Origin of the sequence: Bacillus sp. XT-4 (genome assembly GCF_050864245.1) — a bacterium.
Taxonomy (GTDB): domain Bacteria; phylum Bacillota; class Bacilli; order Bacillales; family Bacillaceae; genus Bacillus; species Bacillus altitudinis.
This window is the reverse complement of record NZ_JBPAFI010000010.1, coordinates 1-23,561: the sequence shown is the minus strand read 5'-3', so window position 1 is coordinate 23,561 and position 23,561 is coordinate 1. Positions and strand designations below refer to the sequence as shown.

Genomic DNA, 23,561 nt, shown 5'->3' with positions numbered 1-23,561 from the left:
GTGTGTTTTTTATTCATACAGCATCTCTAATTAAGGAGGGGACATCACATGGCATACAGAAAGCTAGGACGCACTAGTGCACAACGTAAAGCAATGCTTCGTGACCTAACGACTGATTTGATCATCAACGAACGCATCGAAACAACTGAAACACGTGCGAAAGAACTTCGCTCTGTAGTTGAAAAAATGATCACTCTTGGCAAACGCGGAGATCTTCATGCTCGCCGTCAAGCTGCAGCTTACATTCGTAACGAAGTAGCTAACGCTGAAACAAACCAAGATGCACTTCAAAAATTATTCGCTGACGTTGCAACTCGCTACGAAGATCGCCAAGGTGGATACACTCGTATCATGAAGCTTGGACCTCGTCGCGGCGATGGCGCACCAATGGCTGTCATTGAATTAGTTTAATCACATATCGTGTATCTAAGAAAGGGCGGGACAGTTCATAACTGGATCTATGCCCTTTTTTAGATACTACGGCTTTTTAGCAATAGGCAAAGTAGAGGTTGAGCTGAGAGGAGGTCCGGTAGAGATGGAGAAGACATTAATTGACGTAAAAGACATTGTATTTCGTTATCACAAAGATGCGGACAAGCCCGCTTTAGACCAAGTGTCATTGCATGTGAATCAAAATGAATGGCTTGCCATTGTTGGCCACAACGGTTCAGGTAAATCCACACTTGCCCGTGTACTGAATGGGCTCATTTTACCGGATGCAGGAACGGTCAAGGTTGGTGAGATTGAGCTGAAAGAAGAAAGTGTTTGGGATATTCGCAAAAAGGTCGGTATGGTCTTTCAAAACCCAGACAACCAATTCGTTGGCTCAACGGTTCGTGATGATGTGGCTTTTGGTTTAGAAAATAACGGGGTTGAGCGGGAATTGATGATAGAGCGTGTAGATTGGGCTGTCAAACAGGTCAATATGCAGGAGTTTCTTGATCAAGAGCCGCACCATCTATCAGGCGGGCAAAAGCAGAGAGTAGCAATCGCAGGTGTACTTGCCGCAAGCCCTGACATCATGATCTTGGATGAAGCAACATCAATGCTTGATCCGATTGGCCGTGAAGAAGTGCTAGAAACCGTCAGACTGCTGAAGGAACAAGGAACGGTCACGGTCATTTCCATCACACATGATTTAGACGAGGCTGCGAAGGCAGACCGCGTTATTGTGATGAATGGCGGGAAGAAATTTGCCGAGGGAACACCAGAGGAAGTATTTGAACTAGATGAACAGCTGGTTCAGATTGGACTTGATCTGCCATTTTCCTACCGGTTGAGTAAGCAATTGAAGCAGCAAGGTGTGCCGCTTGCAAATGCCCATTTGACACAAGAAGGATTGGTGAAAGAGCTATGGACATTACGATCAAAGAATTAGAGCATCGTTATCAAATGAAAACGCCGTTTGAGCGTCTCGCTTTGTATGATGTCAATGCTTCCATCAAAGAAGGCAGCTATGTTGCTGTCATCGGTCATACGGGTTCCGGCAAGTCGACATTGCTGCAACATTTAAATGGACTGCTCAAACCAACAAAGGGGAGCATTGCGCTTGGAGAGACAGTTTTACAAGCCAATAAAAAGCAGAAGGATATGAAACCCCTCCGGAAAAAGGTAGGCATCGTGTTTCAGTTTCCTGAGCATCAGCTCTTTGAGGAAACCATCCTCAAGGATATCTGCTTCGGCCCGATGAACTTCGGTGTTCCTCAAGAGAAAGCAGAAGCGAAGGCGAAGGAGATGCTGAAACTGGTGGGTCTTCCTGAATCCCTATTATCTCGATCTCCCTTTGAACTAAGTGGTGGTCAAATGAGACGTGTGGCGATTGCAGGTGTTCTAGCGATGGAGCCAGAAGTGCTTGTGCTTGATGAGCCGACTGCGGGATTAGATCCACGCGGACGTAAAGAAATCATGGACATGATCTATGAACTTCATCAAAAAGCCAACCTGACGACGATCCTTGTGACACACAGTATGGAAGATGCCGCTCATTATGCGGATCAAATGATTGTGATGCACAAAGGAACAGTAAAAGCGACAGGTACGCCGAGGGAGCTATTTGCCAATCGTACCGACATGTCTTCTTTCGGACTGGACCTCCCGGAAACGATCAAATTCCAGCAGGCTGTCGAAGAAAAGCTGGGGATGACGTTTCCAAGACCGCTTCTGACCATGGATGAAATGGCAGAAGCCTTAACAGCTTTATATCAGGAGGACACGACATCATGATGGATAGTATGATTATCGGCAAATATGTGCCAGGTACATCCTTTGTCCATCGTCTTGATCCAAGGACAAAGCTGTTATCAATTTTCTTTTTTGTCTTTATTGTCTTTTTTGCGAATAACTACATCACTTACGGGCTTTTAGGGGTCTTTACGATCCTTGTGGTGATGGTGTCTCAGGTGCCGCTGTACTTTATTCTCAAAGGAATGAAACCCATCCTTTGGATTGTTCTGTTTACCTTTATTCTGCATATCTTCATGACAAAGGATGGCGCTTTGCTCCTTCACTTTGGTTTTCTGAATATTTATGAAGAAGGTCTAAAACAGGGGATTTTCATTTCACTCCGTTTTGTCTATCTCATCATGATGACAACACTTCTGACGTTGACCACAACGCCTATTGAAGTGACAGACGGTATGGAGAAGCTGCTGCATCCTTTCCGTAAAATCAAGCTACCTGTTCATGAACTTGCTCTTATGATGTCTATCTCTCTTCGATTTATTCCGACTTTACTCGAAGAAACAGACAAAATCATGAAAGCACAAATGGCAAGAGGTGTTGATTTTACAAGCGGACCCGTGAAAGATCGTTTAAAAGCGATTGTTCCGTTGCTTGTCCCGCTTTTCGTCAGTGCGTTTAAGCGTGCGGAGGAATTGGCGACCGCTATGGAAGCGAGAGGCTACCGCGGGGGAGAAGGGCGTACGAAATACCGTCAGCTTGTCTGGGGCATGAAAGACACGTTCACGTTGCTTTTATTCATCCTGTTAACAGCACTCCTTGTGCTGCTTAGAAATTAGGTGATGCCTAGATGAAAGTAAAATGTACCGTATCATACGATGGGACACATTTTAAAGGGTATCAAGTGCAACCAGGACAGCGAACCATTCAGACGGAGATTGAATCTGCCCTTGCTAGAATGCATAAACAAGACGAACTGATTCCGATTGTGGCTTCTGGCCGGACAGACAGTGGCGTTCACGCAAAGGGGCAGGTCATCCATTTTGACACCCCGCTTGCCATCCCGATGGAGAGATGGCCGTTTGCCCTCAACAGCTTGCTGCCAGATGACATTCGTGTTCTAAAGGCTGAAGAAGTGGATGAGTCGTTTCATGCCAGATTTGGTGTTGTGTCGAAGGAGTACCGTTATAGGGTCTCAACGGAAACGCACCAAAATGTGTTTACGAGACAGTATGCCTGTCACTATCCTTATCCGCTGGATGTCGACAAAATGAGAGAAGCTGCTGGGCACCTCATTGGCACACACGATTTCACAAGCTTTTGTGCGGCCAATACAGAGGTTCAAGACAAGGTGAGGGAGATTTACGCCCTTGAGTGGAAAAACGTCTCAGACGGGCTTGAAATGCGTGTGAGAGGGAATGGCTTTTTATACAACATGGTGCGAATTATAGCCGGCACGTTACTTGAAATTGGTTCTGGTAAATTTCACCCTGAGGAGATAAAAGCCATGCTTGCCGCCCGAAATCGCGAAGCGGCAGGCAAGACTGCGCCCAGTCACGGACTGTATTTATGGGAAGTTTTCTATGACAACTAAACCAGGTGTAACATGTTCTTGACACAGGAAGCAGAAAGTTATAAGATATCATATGGTATGTATTTCAACCCCACAAATAAGCCCCGGAAGACTTATCTGTGTTTTGAAATAGAACGTAGCATTTGATTCAGGAAAATTCATTGATTTATTTAGGAGGGAAACTCATGCGTACAACACCAATGGCGAACGCAAGCACAATTGAGCGCAAATGGCTAGTGGTTGATGCGGCAGGTAAGACTCTAGGTCGTCTTTCTACTGAAGTAGCATCACTTTTGCGCGGTAAGCACAAACCAACTTATACACCACACGTTGACACAGGTGATCACGTGATCATCATCAATGCTGAGAAAATTGAATTAACAGGTAAGAAATTGACGGACAAAATTTACTACCGTCATACGATGCACCCAGGTGGTTTGAAACAAAGAACTGCTCTTGAGATGCGTACAAACTACCCTGAAAAAATGTTGGAGCTTGCTATCAAAGGTATGCTTCCAAAGGGTCCACTAGGTCGTCAAATGTTCAAAAAATTAAATGTGTACCGTGGTTCTGAGCATCCACATCAAGCACAACAACCTGAAGTTTACGAACTTCGCGGTTAATTATAAGGGAGGTTAACAATTTGGCACAGGTTCAATATTACGGTACAGGTCGTCGTAAAAGTTCTGTAGCGCGCGTTCGCTTAGTTCCAGGTGAAGGCCGTATCGTCGTTAATAATCGTGAAATTACTGAATACATTCCATTCGCTGCTTTAATCGAAGACGTGAAACAGCCTTTGAACATCACAGAAACAGCTAACAGCTACGATGTTCTTGTAAATGTTCACGGTGGTGGATTCTCTGGTCAAGCTGGAGCAATTCGTCACGGTATCTCTCGTGCTCTTCTAGAAGTAGATCCTGAGTACCGTACACCACTTAAACGTGCTGGACTTCTTACTCGTGACTCTCGTATGAAAGAGCGTAAGAAATACGGTCTTAAAGGCGCACGTCGCGCACCTCAGTTCTCAAAACGTTAATCAATTCCTTATTGCATCAACGTTTACAAAGGTTTTTTGGTTCAAGTTGGCGCAAATCAGCTTGAACCTCATAAAGAACTTAACAGATTTAAAGCATCGGCATCTTGCTGATGCTTTTTTTCTGGCATTAATTCCAGATAATAATTCTGTGTAGTTTGAATGTTGATGTGTCCTAATCGTTTGGAGACATATACAAGATCAATGTTCTGTGCAAATAAAAACGATGCATGTGTATCCCTTAAACCATGGAAAGTAGTTCTCTCGATGCCTAGCGACTCTAAAAGTTCTGCTAATTGTTCAGACTGCTTGAAGCCACCAAATCCAAATATATAGCCGTTTTCTTTTATAGGTATTTTACGAATAAGCTCATATACATCTTTATTTATTGAGACATCCCTTTTAGCATTAGGTGATTTAAGGGAGGTATCGTCAGATGTCGGGCTGATTGATTGTCTCACTTTTATTCCATGTTCGTAGATGTGTTCTGGGCGCATACCAAGCAGTTCTCCGCGTCTCATACCTGTTTCAAGGGCTAAGAGTACAAGTAAGTTGAATTCCGTCCTCTGGATGCTCTAGAACGTATTTACGGAGCTTCTTAAAGTCAGTAATAGATAGAGCCTTATTTCGTTTTGGTGGGTTCACTCCACGTGTTTTTAACAAGCCGGCAAAATCGTTTGTAATATAGCCACGTGCATAGGCATCACGTAATGCTGTTCTAATTTTTAAAAGAACTTCATGCGTAGTTTTTCGAGAGTGTGTTTCTGCGTATTCGTCAATCTTGCTTTGAACCACAATATCATTCAAGTCTTTTAACTGAATGTCTTTAAACAGGTTTCTGATTACTCCTAGAGCACGAGTATAGTTCTGGAACGTCGTTTCTTTAACATCTTTGATCTTCACCACATAAATCCAGTTCTCGAAGAAGTCAGCAAAAGTAGTGTTTCTATGAGCAAGCTCTTTACCACCGCCCTTTGCCAATTCCATTTCTAAACTCCAGAGTTGGGCTTCTTTCTTTGTTGGAAACGTCTTAGAGATTTTACTGTGCTTCCCGTGCTTATAAAGAGATACTTGCGCTCTGTAGGATTTCCTTCTTTTTACAATACTAGCCATGCTATCAATTCCTTTCATGCGAATAGTTGATAGATGCTAGTTGAATACAAATGTATTGTATTCTGAAACTAGCATATTATCAACTACAGCTAAATTATACAGACTGGTTTTCGATAAAGTTAATTAGCGATTGAATAGTGTAGCGTTCATGTCGACCGATCATAAATCGTTTTAGGGAGTCATGCTGCCTTATATATTTATCGAATGAATTCGGATGAAGCCCTAGAAAGCGTGAAGCTTGTTCTCTAGTTAGAAGATATGGATATTCACTTGAAGTTGCATTGTCGGTCATAGTTACTTCAACCCTTTCTTAAGACTTACTTTTCGTTTTCAATTCAAGCAGCATATCTTGTAGTCGCTGTTCAAATAACGCGAACTCGATGTAGCACTTTTTGAAACATTCCTCGTCAGTCATTGTGAAATTGTTTACTTTACCGAGATTAGCGTAAACGTATGCTTGAATTGTTTTCATTTGGCTGTTGAGCTGCTGCAAGTCATGGATCATGCTTTCAAGTCTCATATTAATCATTCTCCTCCCAAGGCTTTCCCTCAATTAAATAAAGATTTTTGTATTTGTTTATCCAAGAAACGTGATCATCGTTTGGTATGAATTCTTCTTCGAATCGTCCATACAAATAATCCATTAATTCGCGTGATGTGTTATCTCCCCAGATTTGTTGTGCTTTCCAGAGTGTTGGTAGGAGACCAGAACCTTTGATTAAGTGGTCTATAGATTGCTCCAACAAGTTATTGCGAGGAGATGGTGATTCAAAATGAAATTCTTTATCATCTAGTAATTCCAGCATTAACCGAGTCATCTTATGAGGTCGATTCGAATTCACGTAAAAGAGCATATAGCGGTCAATCAAAGAACTAACAATTACGTTTTTTAGCTGTCCATCCGTACCGCATTCTTTAATTGCGTCAGTAAGCTGGTGTGCATACTCTCCTGAGAACTCTGCTTCGACACGTGTCCAATCATTAACTTCTTTAGCGATATGTCGAAGGTATTTCATGATAACTGTTCCGCTTTTTTGTCGTAAATTCGTAGATGAACCTTAGTATTGCGGCTTTTGGCTCCGATATATAGTGTTTGCGCTTGAAAGTCCTTAGAGACATCGGAAATTTTCGAGTTGTTTTTTCTGTAAGGCTTTACTTTGTTTTCGTCAATGACCTTCTGCAAGTAGCTTGGATTAGTATTTGCCATAGCGTAATTCCGTCCTTCCTTCTTCAATCGAGCGTTTTAACTTGGCGATATCAATATTTTCATTGATGAAGTCACAGCATATGTCAATCCGAGAAAGCCTAAAACTATAGTCATCGGAATCGATTAGCTTGAAAAAGGTGTGTAAATGAATTGGTTCATTGAATTCTTTTTCATACCGCTTTCTATATTCATGCCAAGCGTATGCGCTGAATTTTACAATTACACCCATCTTGGAGAAAGCTTCGTGATAGGCAATACAGAAGTAAAACGGAGAATTATTAAATGAATAACCAACGTTATAGCCTTCTGGAAGTTTTACATCAGACTCATCGAAGCGATCAAATAGAGAAAGCATTTTTGAGTTGATCAGAAATGTATTAATCATATTTTTCGCAACCCATTCACGCCATTCATCAAAATCAAAAATGTCTCTTGACTGTAATACGAGCGTAAATTGATCAATATCCGGTTGAATCATGCTGTCCACCGTCCTTTCTGTAAAACTTTAAGTAAAGTTTTTTCTTGGTGAAAGCCTATAAAAACAAGCTTTACATTGTTTTATGCTCCTGACTGGAGCTGGCGTGATTACCAATACGCCAGCTCTGCTAAAGGAGAGAGGCACGGAGCGGAACCTTACCCCGTCTTGGGAAGACGGGTCCCCTTCCGCTCCCCGTGCAGCTGTCCCTTAAGCAAAGCTATGGTTATCCAATCATGAAACTACAGAACGGAACCATCAGCAATCGTGGTTTGTCGTCATCCACTATGCCCGGATAGCTGTACACACCTTGCCCTGGTCCAAATTGGACGGGTGGTATATCCACTCCAGAGTCGAATAGTGTACGGTATGTCTGCTCACCGCTGCTTCCTAATGCAATCTTCATCACTAGTTGCTCTCTGATGGCTGATGGCACTGTTTGCGCATTCATCTGCTGGGTTGCAAGCCAAACAAGACATCCTAACTGTCTTCCTTCAAAGGTTACTTCTGATAGCATACTTTCAACTTCCTCACGTTCTTTTTTGGGAAGGGTTTTCCAGGATTCTTTTAAAGAACCAAATTCATCAATGAGCAGAATTAAGGAAGGAAAACCAGCATCCTTATAGGTTTTATTGCTCGTTGATTCGAAAAAGGTTTCCAATTCATTTTTTCTTTCTTTATACCTTTCGTAGAAAGCTTCAATGATTTGAATTGCGTTTCCCTTGTCGGCTGTGCGTTTTGCTCCAATGAGGCGTTTTGACATGAAATAAACATCAGTTCGTTTAGGATCAACGACATAAAATTCATGGTTGACCTTCTTTGCTAATACTTGTTTAATCAACATTTGTATAAAGAAGGATTTACCGGAGCCGGTTTGCCCTACTAATGCTAAGTGATGGAGCGGCAAAGTTGCTCGCTCGTCTAAACGTAACTCATAGTCATCTGCTGTTTTGCTTGTCCATTCAATTAACTCGTTTTCTGATTTAATCTCGACCTGTTTCTGTGCTTTTACTGCATAGAACTCATAGACATACCATTTGCGGTCTTGTGATAAATACTGGCGTTCGCTTACATATCCTTTTAGGGCGGAATCAATTCGAATGTCTTCGAGCTTCCTATCGAATCTAATTGAATTTTGTATAAAGACTTTTCCGGTCATTCGGCTGTGGCTATTTTCGAATTCAATCTTTATCTTGGGAAGTTTAACTAACTGATTGTTAAATTCATGTTCGCCTTCGAAGCGCGCGTCTTTTATTTGCCTTCGGAGTCGTTTTACAATCGAATAATAGCTAAGAGCAAAGGGTAAGCCTCGCCAGAGTTTATTGCGATATGACCAAAAGATGAATAAACTTGTAATTATTGAGCTGGCGAGTATCAGGAAGATCCTAGAATCAATGTTAGGCAATTTTGCGAATGTTACCATTTCAGTGATCAACGGGTAATACTTGTGAAACAGCAACCATAGAAGCAGTGAAAAACCAATGAGAGAAAATGAAATTATACCTCGTTGCATTCTATATGTTTTCTTCATGTAGACACGTTCCTAATCCCATTATTCCGCCCCCTTAGAAGGGGGCGGTCACATCCATCATTTGTCGTAAAAAGCGAAGTTCATTGTCTGTTCAAGCTTATTTTGGAACAATTTCCACGTCATCAGCTTTGACGCTTAATTCAGATTGGAATGACCCATACACACTAGCGGTTGGATTCACAAATGTTATCCGGCTGAATTTTTTGAAGTCTTTTGGAGGCTGTGGAACTTTAACATTGATTTGCTCACCGGCGTTTAGGTCTGGTTCTACGTCATTGCCAGCGTATTTTGTGTTATCTGATGCGATGACACATTTGTAGCTTGTCCCTAATTGCTTAATGATTTTTCCGTCCTCGTATTCGTTCCAAGCTTCTTTAGCCATTACTCGAACGTCCTTGTCCTTGAAAAAAGCCTCACAGTCAAACTTATTGAATTGTCGTAGTTTCTTCATATGAGTATATCGCCCTCTCTGTACAAATTTTATCAAGGTAGGGATGGAGAGACCTTCCTTGTGACTACATCATAACACGAGTATTGCTACTGATAACCGTTTTATAAAGATTTATTAGTCTTTTACTCTGAATTGCAGATTCACAGTTCTCTGTACAAATTTTAATAACATGGTATAGTTTTATGAAAGGGAGTGATGGAGATGCAAGAGAAGGTGCAAATAAATGAAATCCTTGATATGTTTAATTCTGAGGTAGGTTATAAGGGATTGGACAATACCGGTAAAATTACAGATGAAAGAGATGACGTAATAACCCGCCAATCTTTTAACAACTGGGTCAGAGCATATAACGCTACGCATTCTAGAAAGATAAAAAGCAGGATTATTGACCAGTACAATAATGAATGGTTTAGAAGTGACATAGAGAAACTGATTCAAGACAAAACTGTACAAAAAAAGCTCAAACATGCCTATTTAAGGAATACAGTTCCTCTATTTGAAGAGTGGGAAAGTATGGGACTTCTATCGAATCAAAGAGTTTCAAAGAAATATAAAAGTGAACAAAATAAGCAACGCGGAGAAAGTAATGGTGAATCATTGGCTTTATCAATAAAAGAAATGATGAATTTCATAATAGATGAAGTACTTGGCCATCATTTTAGTGTTAGTTTTAATGATGAAAAAGTCGATGTGCGAAAATATATTAATAGAAGCAAAATTATAGAGGACTTCATTGATATTAGAAAAGTGGAAGAAGAGGCTTTTGATATACTTGATCATGGATATGGCACACCGGAATACGACAGTGACGGGGAAATTATTCATATACACAACAGTAAAGAACGGAAGAAAACTGAGAGTTTTTTAAAGGCATAGTATGGTTAATGGCTTAAAGATGCAAGAACGATAAGAACCTTTGAAGAAAAAATTAATGACCATGAATTAGCAAGAAGTACAAAATTCTTAGTTCTTACTTTATGGTAAAATGGAATCAGAGAACTATGAGTGGTTTAAAATAGAGTGCAATATGAGGTGTTTTTTTGACGGAAAAAATAATAAAAAGCAAAGTGCGTGTTCAAAAACACGGTGAAGTATTTACTCCGAAAAGAATTGTGACTCAAATGCTAGATATACCAGAGATTAAAGAAGCCTGTGAAAACCTCACAGCAACGTTTTTGGAGCCCGCGGCGGGAGAGGGAGCCTTTTTAATAGAGATTCTCGATAGAAAATTAAATATGGTAACGGATGAATATAATAATGATTTAATTCAGTATGAAAATTATTCATTACTCGCTCTGTCAACGCTTTATGGAATTGAATTGTTAGAGGACAATGCGCAGACATGTGTAATGAATATGTTTCAAAAATACTATGACTGCTATAAAGAACAAATTCAATATCATGATGGAAAAATGAATCAAAAAGTATTGGATAGCGCTAAAAAGATTATCTCACTAAATATTGGGAATGGTAACTTTTTAACACGTAAGGCAGTAGACGGTACTCCATTGGTATTCAGTGATTGGAAACCCATTAATTTAAGGAAAACGACTAAAAATATAAAAGTTCAAAGAACAGAATACACACTTGATGAAATATATGAAAATATACAAAAAGAAAATGGTAAAGCTTTACGGCAACCAAAAAGTGAACCAGAGCAAATAGATATTTTTGACTTTCTAGATGAAGATATAGAAATAGAAGATAAACGAAACGAAATGCAATATATACCTGTTAAAATAACTGATGTTTATAAAGAGGAAATGGAGGAAGTTTGATGGATAAGACGATCATTAAGCCTTTTGGAGAAATCGAATATAAAATTTACGGTTACACTTTGCCTGAAGTTCCTAATCATAATGGCTATGTGAAGATTGGAGATACAACGAGAGATGCCATCACTAGAGTTTTTGAACAGGTAGGAACAGCAGGATTAAAACCGGATATATTGTTTGAAAAATTAGCTAGGAAGTCAGATGGTAAATGGTTCCGTGACAAAGAATTACATCGCTTTTTACTATTGAATGGCATTAAGAGAAAGGATTTCAACGGTCGGGCGGACGAATGGTTCTATTTTAATGGGACGTTAGGAAAAGCTGAAGAATTGACAGACAAATTTATTAATCGCGACTACGAAGAAATACAAATTTCGGATGACAAATTTGATTATATATTACGGAACGAACAACAACAAGCAGTTGAAAAGACACTCGAATATTATCATAGGGATTATGAAGAGAAAGAGTTTTTATGGAACGCGAAGCCGCGTTTTGGAAAAACATTAACTACATATGATTTTATCCGTAATTTAAAAACTACAAATGTATTAATCGTAACGAATCGACCAGCGATTGCCAACTCATGGTTCGATGATTTTCAAAAGTTTATTGCATGGCAAGAACCACAAATGAAATTTGTTTCTGAAACGGAAGCATTAAGCGGTAAAGCAATGTCGAGACAACAGTACATTGACCATATTGATACGACAACTTATCCAAATCCATCGCAAATAGCATTTATATCTCTACAAGATTTGAAAGGAGCAAAGTTTGCGGGTGGGCCCTACGATAAATTAGAATGGGTTGCTGGTTTAAACTGGGATGTCTTGGTGATAGACGAAGCACATGAGGGAATTGATACTAAAAAGACAGATAGGGCATTTAGTCAGATTAAAAGGAAGTTTACATTGCATTTATCTGGAACCCCATTTAAAGCATTAGCAAATAATAAATTTCATGAAGAACAAATTTTTAATTGGTCGTATGTAGATGAACAGGAGGCTAAAGATAATTGGGACCCGACTGTTGGAAGTAATCCATATGAAAACTTACCAACATTAAATTTATTTACGTATCAAATGAGTAAAATGATAGAGGATGAACTAACAGCGGGTTTACAAATCGAAAATGAAACAAATGTAGATTATGCATTTGACTTGAATGAATTTTTCCGCGTGAAAGACAATGGACAATTTGAATATGAGGACAGTGTCAGAAGGTTCTTAGATAATTTGTCTTCAGGGAAATTCCCTTTTTCTGAAAGTCAATATCGAAGTGAACTAAATCATACATTTTGGCTGCTTCCACGTGTAAAAGCTGCTAAGGCATTAGAGAAACTTTTAAAAAACCATCCGACATTTAAAGAATACGCTGTGGTACTTGCAGCAGGAGATGGGGTTAGTATTCAGGAGGATTTAGAAGCTGAAGCACTGGATGTGAAAGGTAACACAAAAAGTTTTGATAAAGTCCGTGAAGCAATACAAAAACATGATAAAACAATTACACTTTCTGTAGGTCAATTGACGACAGGTGTGACAATACCCGAATGGACAGCTGTATTCATGTTAAATAATATTGAATCGCCTAGTTTGTACTTTCAAGCAGCATTTAGATCGCAAAATCCATATGAATTTGAACAGGACGGCAAATTATATCGTAAGGAAAATGCATATATATTTGATTTCTCCCCTGACAGAACGTTACGCTTATATGATGAATTTGCGAATAATTTGACTAGTGGTAGTTCAAAAACAAGCAGCGAAAGAAAAGATAAAATAAGAAAGTTATTAAATTTTTTTCCTGTAATTGCTGAAGATGAAGACGGAACAATGCATGAAATTAATGCTTCCGAAGTACTTACAATTCCAACGCGTATTACTTCAAGAGAAGTAGTTAAAAGAGGTTTCATGAGTAACCTACTTTTCGCTAACATAGCAGGCATTTTTTCAGGAGATTCACCTTTTAAAGAGATACTTGATAAAATACCGCCAGAGAAAAATAAAAGATTAGAGAAGCCTCGTGAACTTGAAGTGACAGACCCGCATTTAAATGGGGAGGGAGAAGTAGAAGTACCTAAAGAAGTTGTAGTAGGTAAATCGAAAGATATATTTGGTGAAAAGATATATGCGCCGATTGAAGTTATAGAAGAGGTGGCTAAGTCAATCGACGAATCTGAAGAAAAACAGAGAGAATCAATTAAGACTTTGGCAGAAGATATCACAAAATCATTTGCAGATGGCTTTGATAAAATGAAAGATGACTTTAAATTAAATAAAGGCCAGACGGAAGACGTAAAGAAAACCATTCATACGACTTTAGAAGAAATGATAGCTGATAAACATTTAACAATGAAGAATCAAGTCAAAGAATTAGTAAGTGAGTATGAGCAGAAAAAAGAAGATGCTGAACAGGCGAATAATGAGGAAGCGTTACAGGTCGTCACACAGCAATATGAAGAGAAGAAGAAGGAAATAGAAAAGACCTTTACGGAAGAAATAAATAAAAAAGTTGAAGAAACGATTCATACGGTTGTAAAGGAACAAATAGAAAAAGTAGAAGAAAAGAAAAAGAAAACGACAGAAGACGATGTGCGAGATCATTTACGTGGATTTGCACGTACAATTCCAGCATTTTTAATGGCATATGGCGATGATGATACAACATTAGCCAACTTTGATGAAAATATTGATAAAGAAACATTTAAGGATTTAACAAGTATTACAATTGAAGAATTTAAAAAGTTGCGTGATGGTTTTAAATATGTAGATAATAATGGCGAAGAAAAAACGATTCCAGGATTATTTAATGAAGTTGTGTTTAATGCAAGTATTCGAGAGTTTTTAGACACAAGAAAACGCTTAGCCAATTATTTCAACGAAAGTTTAGAAGAGGATATTTTTGATTACATCCCGCCGCAAAAAACGAACCAAATATTTACACCTAGACGAGTTGTGAAGTTAATGGTCGATGCCTTAGAAAAAGAGAATCCAAACATATTCAAGGACAAAACTAAAAAGTTTGCTGATTTATATGTGAAAAGCGGTTTGTATATTACAGAAATTGTAAAGAAATTAGATGTAGGTTTGAAAGAACAAATCCCAAATCAACAAGAACGGATTAAATGGATACTTGAAAATCAAGTATACGCGTGTGCACCTAGTAACATTATTTATAATATCGTTAAAAATTTCATATTTAGTAATATGATTGGTGTTTCGCCGAGAAACCTTCTAGAACTCGATACAATGAAATTAGCTAGTGACGAAAAGTTAAGCACTGAGATCTATAAAAGTTTTGGGGATGATAATTTGAAATTTGATGTAGTTATAGGAAATCCACCCTATCAAGATGAAACAATAGGTGAAAACAAGACGTACGCTCCTCCGATTTACCATAAATTTTTAGAGGAATCTTATAAATTAGCGGATAAGGTAGAAATGATTCATCCAGCAAGATTTTTATTTAATGCAGGAAGTACACCTAAAGCGTGGAATAAGAAGATGTTATCAGATAGAAATTTAAAAGTTATAAAGTATTTCAATGACAGTGCTATTGTATTCCCTAATACTGATATAAAAGGTGGAATTGTCATTACCTATAGGGATACTAACAAAGAATTTGGTGAAATTGGAACCTTCTCAGTATACGAAGAGCTCAATGGTATTCTTGAGAAAGTTTCAGTTAAAACTAAAGAAACATTAGATAGTTATATATCGGGTAGGGGTGTGTATAAGTTATCCCCTTTAGCTCATGAAGACTATCCTGAAATAGAAACATTGCAATCACAGGGACATAAAAACGATATAGGTTCTGGAGCGTTCAAAATTTTAAAGGATATTATTTTTTATAAAGAAGTTCCTAAGAACCAAGATGGATTTGTTAAAATACTGGGGCTTGAAAATAGCAAGCGAACTTATTACTGGATGAATGAAAAATATTTAAATGCACCGGCTAGTTTTTCGGAATTTAAAGTAATAATGCCGCAAGCAAATGGAAACGGGACTTTTGGCGAGCCAATTAGTTCGCCACTGGTATTAGAACCTAATGTAGGTGCGACAGAGACATTTCTATCAATTGGTGGATTTTCGAATAGAAATGAAGCAGAATCAGCATTAAAATATATTAAATGTAAATTTACAAGAGCTATATTAAGTATTTTAAAAATTACTCAGGCCAATACAAGAGATAAATGGGCTAAGGTACCTTGTCAAAACTTTACTGATAGCTCTGATATTGACTGGTCAAGAACTATTCAGGAAATTGATCAGCAACTATATGAAAAATACGGGCTCAGTAATGAAGAAATACAGTTTATTGAAAAAAATGTAAGTGCAATGGAATGAAAATATTAATGTATCCAACTAGCATCTTGGTTCAAATTGGTTCAATTATTATCAATCTCAGTCATTTTTTATCAGTCTTTATCTATTAGTAAAATAGCAAAGCATTGATATAGGTGGATTGAGCTTGATTGAGTATATATGAAATTTATTTGTATATTTCTCAAAACGTTAATCAATATTATATTGTATGGACGTTTTACAAAGGTTTGTACAGACAAACCCTATATAAAAAAGCATCAGCATCTTGCTGGTGCTTTTTTATTTGTGTTTTTTTCTGTCTGGAAACATATAAAATAGGGTCATAGTCAGGTTTCTGTTTAAAAAATGATGTTAAAGGGGGATGGCATTTATGAATCTAACAACAGAAAGATGTCTCATTCGACCGTTTATTGAGGATGATTGGCAGGATGTCTATGCATATACATCTGATCCGGTGGTGATGAGGTATATGCCAGAAGGTGTTTTTTCTAGAGAAGAGGCGCAGCAATTTGTCAAAAATAATCGTCTTGAGACGGGCAAGAATTTTGCTGTTCTATTAAAAGAAGATCATACATGCATCGGGCATATCGTGTTTCATCCTTACTTTGGTGAGCACACATATGAAATTGGCTGGGTCTTCAACTCTGCATATCAAAACAAAGGCTATGCATCAGAAGCTGCATTTGCTGTCCTACATCATGGTTTTCACACAATGAATTTACATCGAATCATTGCCACTTGTCAGCCTGAAAATGTGCCGTCATGGAGAGTGATGGAGAAAATGGGGATGAGAAGAGAGGGATATTTTAAACAGTGTATCCCACAAGAAAATGAGTGGTGGGATGAGTTTTACTATGCCATCTTACAAGAGGAATGGTTTGTAAAGAAGGAATGATAAGTTTTCATGATATGAAGTAATTCGTCATTCCAATTATTCCTTGGCTTTCGCTATTGATATAATCAGGTCAAATAAGCAGAAGAGGGGCGTGGGCATGAGGATCTTTGATGCACATTTTCATATCATTGATTTTGATTTTCCTATTCAAGAAAACCAAGGATATACACCGCCGAGTTATGTGGTGAATGATTATAGGAGAGAGACGGCTGATCTGGGGGTTATTGGTGGAGCGATAGTATCAGGGTCATTTCAGGGCTTTGATCAAGGCTATTTGTTGAAAGCACTAGATGAAATGGGACCGGCTTTTTGCGGTGTGACACAATTACCTTTTACAGCAACTGACGATGAGATTGTTCATTTGGATCAACATGGGGTCAAGGCTTTACGTTTTAATGTGAAGCGGGGCGGTTCGGAGGATATTTCAAAGCTCGACTGTTTTGCGAGAAGGGTGTATGAGCTGGCTGGGTGGCATAGTGAGATTTACATAGACGCTAAGCATCTCCCTGACATCTCATCAACGCTTGAACAGCTGCCGGCCGTTTCGATTGATCATTTAGGCTTATCGGAAGAAGGTTTGCCGCATTTGCTCAAGCTGGTTGATAAAGGGGTTCGTGTGAAAGCGACTGGCTTTGGGCGTGTTGATTTAAAGGTCGAACAGGCATTGACGTCTATTTATCAAACGAATCCTGATGCACTGATGTTTGGTACAGACCTGCCCTCTACAAGGGCGAAACGGCCATTTGAATACGGTGATATTGAATTGATTCAACAGATGTTTGATGAGGAAGCAGCGGATAAAATTTTATATAAGAACGCTATCAATTGGTATTTTGGCAAATGAATAAAGGCTTCCATTCCGTGATAGGAGGGGTGTTCATTGAATCTGAATCAATTGACATTTAGAGAAGCCGTCCAAGGAGACCTCGACAACATCGTTTTGATGCTTTCAGATGACAAATTAGGCCAAAAGAGAGAACGCTACTCTCGTCCATTATTAGAAAGCTACCTCAATGCCTTTCATTCGATCGAAGCGGATCCCAATATTGAATTAATCGTCGCTTGTGATCGGGAAGAGGTAGTCGGTGTTCTCCAATTAACAATGACTCCATTTCTAACGTATCAAGGAGGATGGAGAGCTTCAATAGAAGGAGTTCGTACAGCCTCGACTCATAGAGGAAGAGGAATTGGCACATTGTTGATCAAACGGGCTATTCAACGCGCAAGTGACCGCGGGTGTCATATGATTCAGCTGACAACTGACAAACAGAGGCCAGAAGCACGCTGTTTTTATGAAAAATTAGGGTTTGAAGCCACGCATGATGGGATGAAGCTGCAGCTTGATTTCAAATAAAAAGCAGAAGGTGGCATCCCTCTGCTTTTTATGATTGTTTCACCGGAAACGCTTTGTATACATCTTGACGTTTATCTTTTGACTTCACAACTCCATCAACCAGTTCCTTTTGCCAAAGCGCTGTATCGTCTTTGTACACTTTAAAAGAGTGAGGCAGCTTTTTTTCTAGCTGTTTTCTTTTAAACGTGACGGATGGCTCGTCTTTAGCGTTCATCTGGAGTGTCACTTGCTCCACGTTATCGATAAGAATAAAAAGTGCCAATGCATTATATAAGTAGTTTTTTTCAATGGTATCCTTCTTATCAAACCAAAATGAATCAAACTGTTCTTCTGTATCATTGGTATTTTCTTTCACGCCGTATGTCACTTTTAGCGCTTTTTCATCTACGATTTCATACTCGCGAATCACGTTACCTGGAAGATCTGATAAAATAGCGCCGACTGCTCCATTGTCTCCAATATAAGAATTTTTGTGCTTAGAAAGCTGTTTTAAGGAAATGTCTTCTATTCCTTTCATGTCGCTTTCTTTCTCACTGGCTTGACTACTGCAAGCGGATAGAATGACTGTCATTAGTAGTAGGATATACATCCACTTTTTCATTTACTTTGCCCCTTTATCTTTTTTCTATATAAAAATTCATTATATCATAAGGTCCCATTTCCACCACTTATTTCATGATTTCCATTTACTGAACTGCATGTTTTGTTCAAACCAACGAACAATACAAAGAAAAAAAGGAGTTCAGTCCATGGCAGAAGTTCTTTCATTTTATCAATTGAAAACAAAACGAGATGTCACGCTTGAAAAGAAGCTGTTGCGTACATTGTCTCTTCAACAGGTGACGGTCGCTTCAGAGAAATTCACGAAGAAGCTGTTCCCATTTGCAGATGATCCAGCTGGGATTATGAGTGATGGCTGTATTGATTTCGCCATTGAGGCTTTTTTAGCAGGTGGGAGATATGGTGAGTCTAGTAAGTATGGTGAATCATTCGATGATATAAAAAAGCGGTCAGTTCATGAAGAAGATGAACTGGTTGAGGAGCTAGCAGGGTGTTTGCAATCGTGGGGGAATATGTTCCAAATGGAGCGTAAGATGTCGTGTCTGTATCCATTTGCGAAGGAATTTTTAAGTAAGTGGTGGCAGGAAGGCTTTCGGGAATCAGAAAAAAGGCATAAGCTTCGCCTGCACTAAGCATATTTCCAGCCCTTGTCCCATATCTATAAAATAATGGTGTATGGGAGGGACAGGGATGAAAAGAAAGCTGAAATGGACAGGGTTTTTAATCGGGTTTATTGTCCTCTTATTCTTATTCAGATTTCAGTTTCTAAATGATGATTCGTGGAAATCGTGGAACTTGCCTTTGAGCGGCAAGATCATCTATTTAGATCCGGGTCACGGCGGTCCAGATGGCGGTGCTGTTGGCGGCGAGCTGCTCGAAAAAGAGATTGCACTGGATGTGTCCATGAAGATAAGAGACTATTTGCAGGAGCAGGGAGCGCTTGTTCTCATGACCCGGGAGGATGACTCTGATTTATCATCAAAGAATACAAAGGGTTATGCCCGAAAGAAAGCGGAGGATTTGAGAAACCGTGTGAAAGTCATCAATGAGTCTGAAGCGGATCTCTATTTAAGCATACATTTAAATGCGATCCCATCGAACAAATGGAGCGGGGCCCAGACGTTTTTTTACGGAAAGTATGAAGAGAATGAAAAAGCAGCGAAGTTCATTCAAGATGAATTGCGCAACAACCTTGAAAACACAGATCGCAAGGCGAAGCGAATCAATGGGATTTATTTAATGCAAAATGTCACGAAGCCAGGAGCGCTTGTCGAAATAGGATTTTTATCGAATCCAAAAGAGGCTGGTCAGCTGGCGACTCCTAAATATCAGGATCAAATTGCTGCTTCAATTTATAAAGGCATTCTCAGATATTTAACAGAGCAAAAAGAGCCGCCTGAATAAGGGGCTTTTTCCTGTTTATCGCAGGCAAAGAGGACAGACATTGTAAGGATATGTATGATATACTTGGATTGTAAACGAATTCAATAAAGGGTGAGGTTCTGCTATGATCGGACAAGATGATGTGAGAAAACTAGTTGGGAAGATGGACGAACCTTTCCTTCATATACCGCTTGGTGAGCTGGATGCCATCAAGGAAATCAGCCTAAAGCCTGAAAAAGAACATGTGAGCTTAAAAGTGGCGATTGCCAAGACAGGCACTGCTGAGCAGATGAAGCTGCAGCAAGACATCGTACAAGCTTTAAAAGCAGCGGGCGCGAACACTGTAGGACTTCGTTTTGAAGAACTGCCTCAAGAAACGCTTGAAAAATTTATGCCGTCACAGGATGAGGAAGAAAATTTGCTCAACTCTAAAAATCCGCCTGTGTTCTTAGCGATTGCGAGTGGAAAAGGCGGAGTTGGGAAATCAACTGTTTCCGTTAACCTGGCTGTGGCACTGGCTCGTCTAGGGAAAAAAGTGGGACTGATCGATGCTGATATTTACGGCTTTAGCGTACCGGATATGATGGGAATCACCGTCAGACCGACAGTTAAAGGGGAAAAGATTATTCCTGTGGAACGCTTTGGCGTCAAAGTGATTTCAATGGGCTTTTTTGTTGAAGAAAACGCACCGGTCATTTGGAGAGGACCGATGCTTGGTAAAATGCTAAATAATTTCTTCCACGAAGTAGAGTGGGGAGAATTAGATTACTTACTATTAGACCTTCCGCCTGGAACAGGTGATGTGGCACTTGATATTCATACGATGCTTCCGAGCTGTAAAGAAATCATTGTGACAACACCGCATCCAACAGCGGCTTTCGTTGCTGCTAGAGCAGGCGCAATGGCACTGCAAACAGATCACGAGGTGCTAGGGGTCGTTGAGAATATGAGTTACTATGAAAGCAAAAAAACAGGTGAGAAGGAATATGTCTTTGGAAAGGGCGGCGGGGACAAGCTGGCGGAGGAGCTGCGAGTATCAGTCCTTGGTCAAATCCCTTTAAGACAGCCTGATTGGAATGAGGACGATTTTGCACCTTCCGTCTATGATGCGAGTCATCCGACAGGGGAAGTGTATCAACACATTGCCAATAAAGTCATTGAACAATTAACAGTGAAAGCATAATGAAAGCCCGAGTGGACCTTGTGCCACTCGGGTGATGTTTAACTGCCGTTTCCTTGTGAACCGGAATCATTGCTGCTTTCAGAGACTGCTTTTTTTAGCTCATCTTCGAATTTCTTCTTATAGAGAGGGCTGCTTAATGTTTCTGTAATAACTTTCTCTAAGTGCTTTCTGAACTCTTTGCTTTTGACCAGTTCACCGTATTTCTTTTCCATTTCAGGATCCTTGAGAATATCCATCATCATCTGTTGATAGTCAGGGTCCTTCATCAATTGTTTTAACATCTTTTCATGCTGTTGCTGCATGGATTTTGCGAAAGTCTCGGCAAATTTAGAATCCTCAAAGACCTTCTTCCAGAACTCTTTGCCTTTATCAGAAGTCAGTGTTTTCTCTATTGTTTTTTTCACAGTTTGTTCATCCATTACCAAAGCTTCATTCATTGCCTCGTCATTTAATAACTGTTGAATGGCCTTTTTACCGTCATCTGTTTTCAAAATATCGACGACCATTTTTTTCGTTTCGTCATAGTCCATATTAGATGAGGATTGGGTTTTGGGAGCACAAGCTGTTAGAGATAAAAGAAGAAAACAGCTCATTATACGCAAGATGCCTTTTGACATACTGTGGCTCCTTTCGTTACATGTCTTACTTTTAATATGAATGTTTCACGTGAATTTATACATAACAAAAATAGGGGTTGGGTCAATTCAATGAAAAGTCGGGATTTAGTTCGTTTTTTCTTCTCTGTGCTGGCTGTTGGAGCGGTCATTACAAGCGTGGTAGGTTTTGCGCTGGAGTGGGGGAAATATCAGAAGCTGTTTGTATCGTTTGAGATTTTAGAGATTGCGTCTGTGTTATTTTGGTTTATTGGTGTGGGGATGATCTTTAGTGTAATCAGTCAGATGGGGTTTGTTGTCTTTTTGACAGTGCACCGGTTTGCGCTGGAGATTTTCAGGTCGCATTCTTTATGGAATACCATTCAGTTATTCCTTGTGATTTTCGTGCTGTTTGATTTAGCTTATTTGCGGTTTTTGTTTTTCGGGGAGAATGAATCATTTCTTCCATACTTGTGGCTGCCTGTTTTTATCGGTGTGTTTGCATTGATCGTGTCTTATTTTAAACAGCAGCAGTCCTCTAAGAAAACATTTGTTTCTGCAATGTTTCTCATGGTCGTGATCACGTCGTTAGAATGGTTTCCGGCGCTTAGAGTCAATGAAGAGGACTGGCTGTATTTAATGCTATTCCCGCTATTAGGTTGTAATGCGTTTCAGTTGTTAGCTATGCCGCGGTTTTCAAAAGCAAAAGCTACTTAACCTCAGTTGACTTTGTTTTTGTATTAGAGATAAGCTCGCCAACCGTGACGTTTCTTAAATTCTTGTCTTTTAAGTGTTTTAAAATGGCTGGTAAGGCTTGAGCGGTTTGGGTGGCTGAATCTGAGGCGTGAAGGAGAATGATGTCTCCGCTTTTCATTCGATCATTTACATTATGAACAATCTGGTCGACGCCTGGGTTCAGCCAATCTTGAGAATTGATGCTGTAATGGACAACGGTATAGCCATACTGTGTTGCAATTTTCAATACCGTTTCATTAAATTGCCCAGTTGGGGGTCTTAATAATTGAATGTCTTCCAGTCCAAGCTTTTGGAATGTATTTTGTGCACGGACAAGATCACGCTTAATTTCGTTTTCTTCCAGCTGGCTATAATTTTTATATGCATAGCCAAGGCTGCCAATTTGATGGCCGTCCTCTTTAATCCTTTTCACAATATCCGGGTGACGCTCAGCCCAAGAAGCAGACAGAAAGAAAGTGGCGTTCTTTATATCGTACTCTCGGAGGACATTTAAAATAGGAACAGCCTTCTCGTCTCCCCAGCCAATATTAAACGTAAGGGATGCATGTTTTGATGAGGTCTCTCCTTTATAAATCGCTCGGGGTCCTTGTTCTGTTTTAAATACCGACAGCGGCGGTGCCTTTTGTACATAAAAAAAGGTTGCAGCTGCAAGGGCTGCTACAAGAATAATGACTACTTGCTTCAGCCGTTTAATAGGCAACACATATAATCGACTCAATTCAAACACTCCTGCCTTGTCCAAGATTGTTACTTGATTGTATGCAGGACAAGGGTTTAACATGCACAATAAAACTATTTTAAAAAAAGTTCTGAAAAGGCGTTGACCAACAGAATGTTTTCGTGATATATTATTAATCGTCGCTGACACACAGTGACAAACACAAACGCTTCGGGAAATAAACTTAAAAAAAGTTGTTGACATAAGATGAAGCGAAATGTTATATTATTAAAGCCGCTAAGAACGGCGAAGATGATCTTTGAAAACTAAACAAGACAAAACGTACCTGTTAATTCGAGTTTTTATAAAAAAATCCTATGATACATCATAGGTAGTCAGTCAAACGCTGACGAAAAACAAAACTTCGGTTTTGTACTTTTTCGGAGAGTTTGATCCTGGCTCAGGACGAACGCTGGCGGCGTGCCTAATACATGCAAGTCGAGCGGACAGAAGGGAG

27 protein-coding genes and 1 rRNA gene are annotated in these 23,561 nt (G+C 39.5%); 18 read left to right on the top strand and 10 right to left on the bottom strand.

Going from position 1 to position 23,561, the window contains the following annotated elements:
• Nucleotides 1-48: 48 nt before the first annotated feature.
• The 7 genes from rplQ (at nucleotide 49) to rpsI (ending at nucleotide 4,787) form a co-directional block, all read left to right on the top strand.
• Nucleotides 49-411 (top strand): 50S ribosomal protein L17, encoded by a 363-nt coding sequence (gene rplQ / locus ACRRMM_RS17995; RefSeq protein WP_003216944.1) that lies wholly within the window; start codon nucleotides 49-51, stop codon nucleotides 409-411.
• Between the two features lie 124 nt (nucleotides 412-535).
• Nucleotides 536-1,378, top strand: a complete 843-nt coding sequence (locus tag ACRRMM_RS17990) for an energy-coupling factor ABC transporter ATP-binding protein (protein ID WP_008345218.1) — start codon at nucleotides 536-538, stop codon at nucleotides 1,376-1,378.
• Entirely contained in the window at nucleotides 1,354-2,223 is an 870-nt protein-coding gene (locus tag ACRRMM_RS17985; RefSeq protein WP_428828736.1) for an energy-coupling factor ABC transporter ATP-binding protein, read from the top strand. Before ACRRMM_RS17990 ends, ACRRMM_RS17985 begins: the two co-directional genes overlap by 25 nt.
• The gene (locus ACRRMM_RS17980; protein ID WP_007496348.1) at nucleotides 2,220-3,017 is read left to right on the top strand and encodes an energy-coupling factor transporter transmembrane component T family protein; all 798 of its coding nucleotides are present in this window, start codon (nucleotides 2,220-2,222) and stop codon (nucleotides 3,015-3,017) included. The genes ACRRMM_RS17985 and ACRRMM_RS17980 overlap by 4 nt, the downstream gene beginning before the upstream one ends.
• Before the next feature lie 11 nt (nucleotides 3,018-3,028).
• Nucleotides 3,029-3,772 (top strand): tRNA pseudouridine(38-40) synthase TruA, encoded by a 744-nt coding sequence (gene truA, locus ACRRMM_RS17975; protein ID WP_035389137.1) that lies wholly within the window; start codon nucleotides 3,029-3,031, stop codon nucleotides 3,770-3,772.
• 164 nt (nucleotides 3,773-3,936) lie between these two features.
• Nucleotides 3,937-4,374, top strand: a complete 438-nt coding sequence (gene rplM / locus ACRRMM_RS17970) for a 50S ribosomal protein L13 (protein ID WP_003217042.1) — start codon at nucleotides 3,937-3,939, stop codon at nucleotides 4,372-4,374.
• Nucleotides 4,375-4,394: 20 nt separating this feature from the next.
• Nucleotides 4,395-4,787: a 30S ribosomal protein S9 gene (rpsI, locus tag ACRRMM_RS17965; protein ID WP_007496354.1), complete on the top strand. Its 393-nt coding sequence runs from the start codon at nucleotides 4,395-4,397 to the stop codon at nucleotides 4,785-4,787.
• A gap of 68 nt (nucleotides 4,788-4,855) precedes the next feature.
• Here rpsI and ACRRMM_RS17960 read toward each other — a convergent pair whose 3' ends face one another.
• From ACRRMM_RS17960 to ACRRMM_RS17930, 7 genes are all read right to left on the bottom strand, one after another.
• Nucleotides 4,856-5,305 carry a site-specific integrase gene (locus ACRRMM_RS17960; protein WP_428828737.1) on the bottom strand — a complete coding sequence of 150 codons (450 nt, stop codon included), beginning with the start codon at nucleotides 5,303-5,305 and terminating at the stop codon, nucleotides 4,856-4,858.
• 7 nt (nucleotides 5,306-5,312) lie between these two features.
• Entirely contained in the window at nucleotides 5,313-5,897 is a 585-nt protein-coding gene (locus tag ACRRMM_RS17955; RefSeq protein ID WP_428828738.1) for a phage integrase SAM-like domain-containing protein, read from the bottom strand.
• A gap of 310 nt (nucleotides 5,898-6,207) precedes the next feature.
• Nucleotides 6,208-6,417, bottom strand: coding sequence for a hypothetical protein (locus ACRRMM_RS17950; protein WP_268414322.1), 210 nt, complete (start codon nucleotides 6,415-6,417; stop codon nucleotides 6,208-6,210).
• Between the two features lies 1 nt (nucleotide 6,418).
• Entirely contained in the window at nucleotides 6,419-6,913 is a 495-nt protein-coding gene (locus ACRRMM_RS17945; protein WP_268414321.1) for a hypothetical protein, read from the bottom strand.
• A 177-nt stretch (nucleotides 6,914-7,090) separates the two neighbouring features.
• The gene (locus ACRRMM_RS17940; protein WP_268414319.1) at nucleotides 7,091-7,582 is read right to left on the bottom strand and encodes a hypothetical protein; all 492 of its coding nucleotides are present in this window, start codon (nucleotides 7,580-7,582) and stop codon (nucleotides 7,091-7,093) included.
• Between the two features lie 223 nt (nucleotides 7,583-7,805).
• Nucleotides 7,806-9,110: an FtsK/SpoIIIE domain-containing protein gene (locus tag ACRRMM_RS17935; RefSeq protein ID WP_268414317.1), complete on the bottom strand. Its 1,305-nt coding sequence runs from the start codon at nucleotides 9,108-9,110 to the stop codon at nucleotides 7,806-7,808.
• Between the two features lie 97 nt (nucleotides 9,111-9,207).
• On the bottom strand, nucleotides 9,208-9,492 hold the full coding sequence (locus ACRRMM_RS17930) for a hypothetical protein (protein WP_268414316.1): 285 nt from the start codon (nucleotides 9,490-9,492) through the stop codon (nucleotides 9,208-9,210).
• 270 nt (nucleotides 9,493-9,762) lie between these two features.
• Between ACRRMM_RS17930 and ACRRMM_RS17925 the strand changes: the two genes are divergently transcribed.
• From ACRRMM_RS17925 to ACRRMM_RS17900, 6 genes are all read left to right on the top strand, one after another.
• Nucleotides 9,763-10,437: a hypothetical protein gene (locus ACRRMM_RS17925; protein WP_268414315.1), complete on the top strand. Its 675-nt coding sequence runs from the start codon at nucleotides 9,763-9,765 to the stop codon at nucleotides 10,435-10,437.
• Nucleotides 10,438-10,601: 164 nt separating this feature from the next.
• Nucleotides 10,602-11,339 (top strand): N-6 DNA methylase, encoded by a 738-nt coding sequence (locus ACRRMM_RS17920; protein WP_268414314.1) that lies wholly within the window; start codon nucleotides 10,602-10,604, stop codon nucleotides 11,337-11,339.
• Nucleotides 11,339-15,682, top strand: a complete 4,344-nt coding sequence (locus tag ACRRMM_RS17915; protein ID WP_428828739.1) for an Eco57I restriction-modification methylase domain-containing protein — start codon at nucleotides 11,339-11,341, stop codon at nucleotides 15,680-15,682. Before ACRRMM_RS17920 ends, ACRRMM_RS17915 begins: the two co-directional genes overlap by 1 nt.
• Before the next feature lie 349 nt (nucleotides 15,683-16,031).
• A complete protein-coding gene (locus tag ACRRMM_RS17910) occupies nucleotides 16,032-16,556 on the top strand; it encodes a GNAT family N-acetyltransferase (protein ID WP_268414311.1) in 525 nt (174 codons plus the stop codon).
• A gap of 97 nt (nucleotides 16,557-16,653) precedes the next feature.
• Entirely contained in the window at nucleotides 16,654-17,400 is a 747-nt protein-coding gene (locus ACRRMM_RS17905) for an amidohydrolase family protein (protein ID WP_428828740.1), read from the top strand.
• Nucleotides 17,401-17,436: 36 nt separating this feature from the next.
• Nucleotides 17,437-17,910 carry a GNAT family N-acetyltransferase gene (locus tag ACRRMM_RS17900; RefSeq protein ID WP_108611657.1) on the top strand — a complete coding sequence of 158 codons (474 nt, stop codon included), beginning with the start codon at nucleotides 17,437-17,439 and terminating at the stop codon, nucleotides 17,908-17,910.
• A 28-nt stretch (nucleotides 17,911-17,938) separates the two neighbouring features.
• Here ACRRMM_RS17900 and ACRRMM_RS17895 read toward each other — a convergent pair whose 3' ends face one another.
• Nucleotides 17,939-18,511: a DUF4825 domain-containing protein gene (locus ACRRMM_RS17895; protein WP_428828741.1), complete on the bottom strand. Its 573-nt coding sequence runs from the start codon at nucleotides 18,509-18,511 to the stop codon at nucleotides 17,939-17,941.
• Between the two features lie 148 nt (nucleotides 18,512-18,659).
• Between ACRRMM_RS17895 and ACRRMM_RS17890 the strand changes: the two genes are divergently transcribed.
• The 3 genes from ACRRMM_RS17890 to ACRRMM_RS17880 all read left to right on the top strand — a co-directional run bounded on the left by ACRRMM_RS17890 (nucleotide 18,660) and on the right by ACRRMM_RS17880 (nucleotide 21,037).
• Entirely contained in the window at nucleotides 18,660-19,103 is a 444-nt protein-coding gene (locus ACRRMM_RS17890) for a YbaK family protein (RefSeq protein WP_058214432.1), read from the top strand.
• Between the two features lie 58 nt (nucleotides 19,104-19,161).
• Nucleotides 19,162-19,875 (top strand): N-acetylmuramoyl-L-alanine amidase CwlD, encoded by a 714-nt coding sequence (gene cwlD, locus ACRRMM_RS17885; RefSeq protein WP_017359175.1) that lies wholly within the window; start codon nucleotides 19,162-19,164, stop codon nucleotides 19,873-19,875.
• 103 nt (nucleotides 19,876-19,978) lie between these two features.
• A complete protein-coding gene (locus ACRRMM_RS17880; protein ID WP_008345199.1) occupies nucleotides 19,979-21,037 on the top strand; it encodes an Mrp/NBP35 family ATP-binding protein in 1,059 nt (352 codons plus the stop codon).
• Nucleotides 21,038-21,075: 38 nt separating this feature from the next.
• On the opposite strand, the gene gerD is transcribed toward ACRRMM_RS17880, so the two are convergent.
• Entirely contained in the window at nucleotides 21,076-21,654 is a 579-nt protein-coding gene (gene gerD / locus ACRRMM_RS17875) for a spore germination lipoprotein GerD (RefSeq protein WP_017359176.1), read from the bottom strand.
• 90 nt (nucleotides 21,655-21,744) lie between these two features.
• Between gerD and ACRRMM_RS17870 the strand changes: the two genes are divergently transcribed.
• Nucleotides 21,745-22,347 (top strand): KinB-signaling pathway activation protein, encoded by a 603-nt coding sequence (locus ACRRMM_RS17870; protein WP_017366468.1) that lies wholly within the window; start codon nucleotides 21,745-21,747, stop codon nucleotides 22,345-22,347.
• On the opposite strand, the gene pdaB is transcribed toward ACRRMM_RS17870, so the two are convergent.
• Nucleotides 22,340-23,104, bottom strand: a complete 765-nt coding sequence (gene pdaB / locus ACRRMM_RS17865) for a polysaccharide deacetylase family sporulation protein PdaB (RefSeq protein ID WP_017366469.1) — start codon at nucleotides 23,102-23,104, stop codon at nucleotides 22,340-22,342. The genes ACRRMM_RS17870 and pdaB overlap by 8 nt on opposite strands.
• Nucleotides 23,105-23,481: 377 nt before the next feature.
• Here pdaB and ACRRMM_RS17860 point away from each other — a divergent pair.
• A 16S ribosomal RNA gene (locus ACRRMM_RS17860) occupies nucleotides 23,482-23,561 on the top strand; the annotation flags it as partial.

Bases quoted from the DNA above. Each gene is read 5' to 3' on its own strand.
- rplQ (WP_003216944.1), top strand. From the start codon at position 49: ATGGCATACAGAAAGCTAGGACGCACTAGTGCACAACGTAAAGCAATG.
- ACRRMM_RS17990 (WP_008345218.1), top strand. From the start codon at position 536: ATGGAGAAGACATTAATTGACGTAAAAGACATTGTATTTCGTTATCAC.
- ACRRMM_RS17985 (WP_428828736.1), top strand. From the start codon at position 1,354: ATGGACATTACGATCAAAGAATTAGAGCATCGTTATCAAATGAAAACG.
- ACRRMM_RS17980 (WP_007496348.1), top strand. From the start codon at position 2,220: ATGATGGATAGTATGATTATCGGCAAATATGTGCCAGGTACATCCTTT.
- truA (WP_035389137.1), top strand. From the start codon at position 3,029: ATGAAAGTAAAATGTACCGTATCATACGATGGGACACATTTTAAAGGG.
- rplM (WP_003217042.1), top strand. From the start codon at position 3,937: ATGCGTACAACACCAATGGCGAACGCAAGCACAATTGAGCGCAAATGG.
- ACRRMM_RS17960 (WP_428828737.1), bottom strand. From the start codon at position 5,305: ATGAGACGCGGAGAACTGCTTGGTATGCGCCCAGAACACATCTACGAA.
- ACRRMM_RS17955 (WP_428828738.1), bottom strand. From the start codon at position 5,897: ATGGCTAGTATTGTAAAAAGAAGGAAATCCTACAGAGCGCAAGTATCT.
- ACRRMM_RS17950 (WP_268414322.1), bottom strand. From the start codon at position 6,417: ATGAGACTTGAAAGCATGATCCATGACTTGCAGCAGCTCAACAGCCAA.
- ACRRMM_RS17945 (WP_268414321.1), bottom strand. From the start codon at position 6,913: ATGAAATACCTTCGACATATCGCTAAAGAAGTTAATGATTGGACACGT.
- ACRRMM_RS17940 (WP_268414319.1), bottom strand. From the start codon at position 7,582: ATGATTCAACCGGATATTGATCAATTTACGCTCGTATTACAGTCAAGA.
- ACRRMM_RS17935 (WP_268414317.1), bottom strand. From the start codon at position 9,110: ATGAAGAAAACATATAGAATGCAACGAGGTATAATTTCATTTTCTCTC.
- ACRRMM_RS17930 (WP_268414316.1), bottom strand. From the start codon at position 9,492: ATGGCTAAAGAAGCTTGGAACGAATACGAGGACGGAAAAATCATTAAG.
- ACRRMM_RS17925 (WP_268414315.1), top strand. From the start codon at position 9,763: ATGCAAGAGAAGGTGCAAATAAATGAAATCCTTGATATGTTTAATTCT.
- ACRRMM_RS17915 (WP_428828739.1), top strand. From the start codon at position 11,339: ATGGATAAGACGATCATTAAGCCTTTTGGAGAAATCGAATATAAAATT.
- ACRRMM_RS17910 (WP_268414311.1), top strand. From the start codon at position 16,032: ATGAATCTAACAACAGAAAGATGTCTCATTCGACCGTTTATTGAGGAT.
- ACRRMM_RS17905 (WP_428828740.1), top strand. From the start codon at position 16,654: ATGAGGATCTTTGATGCACATTTTCATATCATTGATTTTGATTTTCCT.
- ACRRMM_RS17895 (WP_428828741.1), bottom strand. From the start codon at position 18,511: ATGAAAAAGTGGATGTATATCCTACTACTAATGACAGTCATTCTATCC.
- ACRRMM_RS17890 (WP_058214432.1), top strand. From the start codon at position 18,660: ATGGCAGAAGTTCTTTCATTTTATCAATTGAAAACAAAACGAGATGTC.
- cwlD (WP_017359175.1), top strand. From the start codon at position 19,162: ATGAAAAGAAAGCTGAAATGGACAGGGTTTTTAATCGGGTTTATTGTC.
- ACRRMM_RS17880 (WP_008345199.1), top strand. From the start codon at position 19,979: ATGATCGGACAAGATGATGTGAGAAAACTAGTTGGGAAGATGGACGAA.
- gerD (WP_017359176.1), bottom strand. From the start codon at position 21,654: ATGTCAAAAGGCATCTTGCGTATAATGAGCTGTTTTCTTCTTTTATCT.
- ACRRMM_RS17870 (WP_017366468.1), top strand. From the start codon at position 21,745: ATGAAAAGTCGGGATTTAGTTCGTTTTTTCTTCTCTGTGCTGGCTGTT.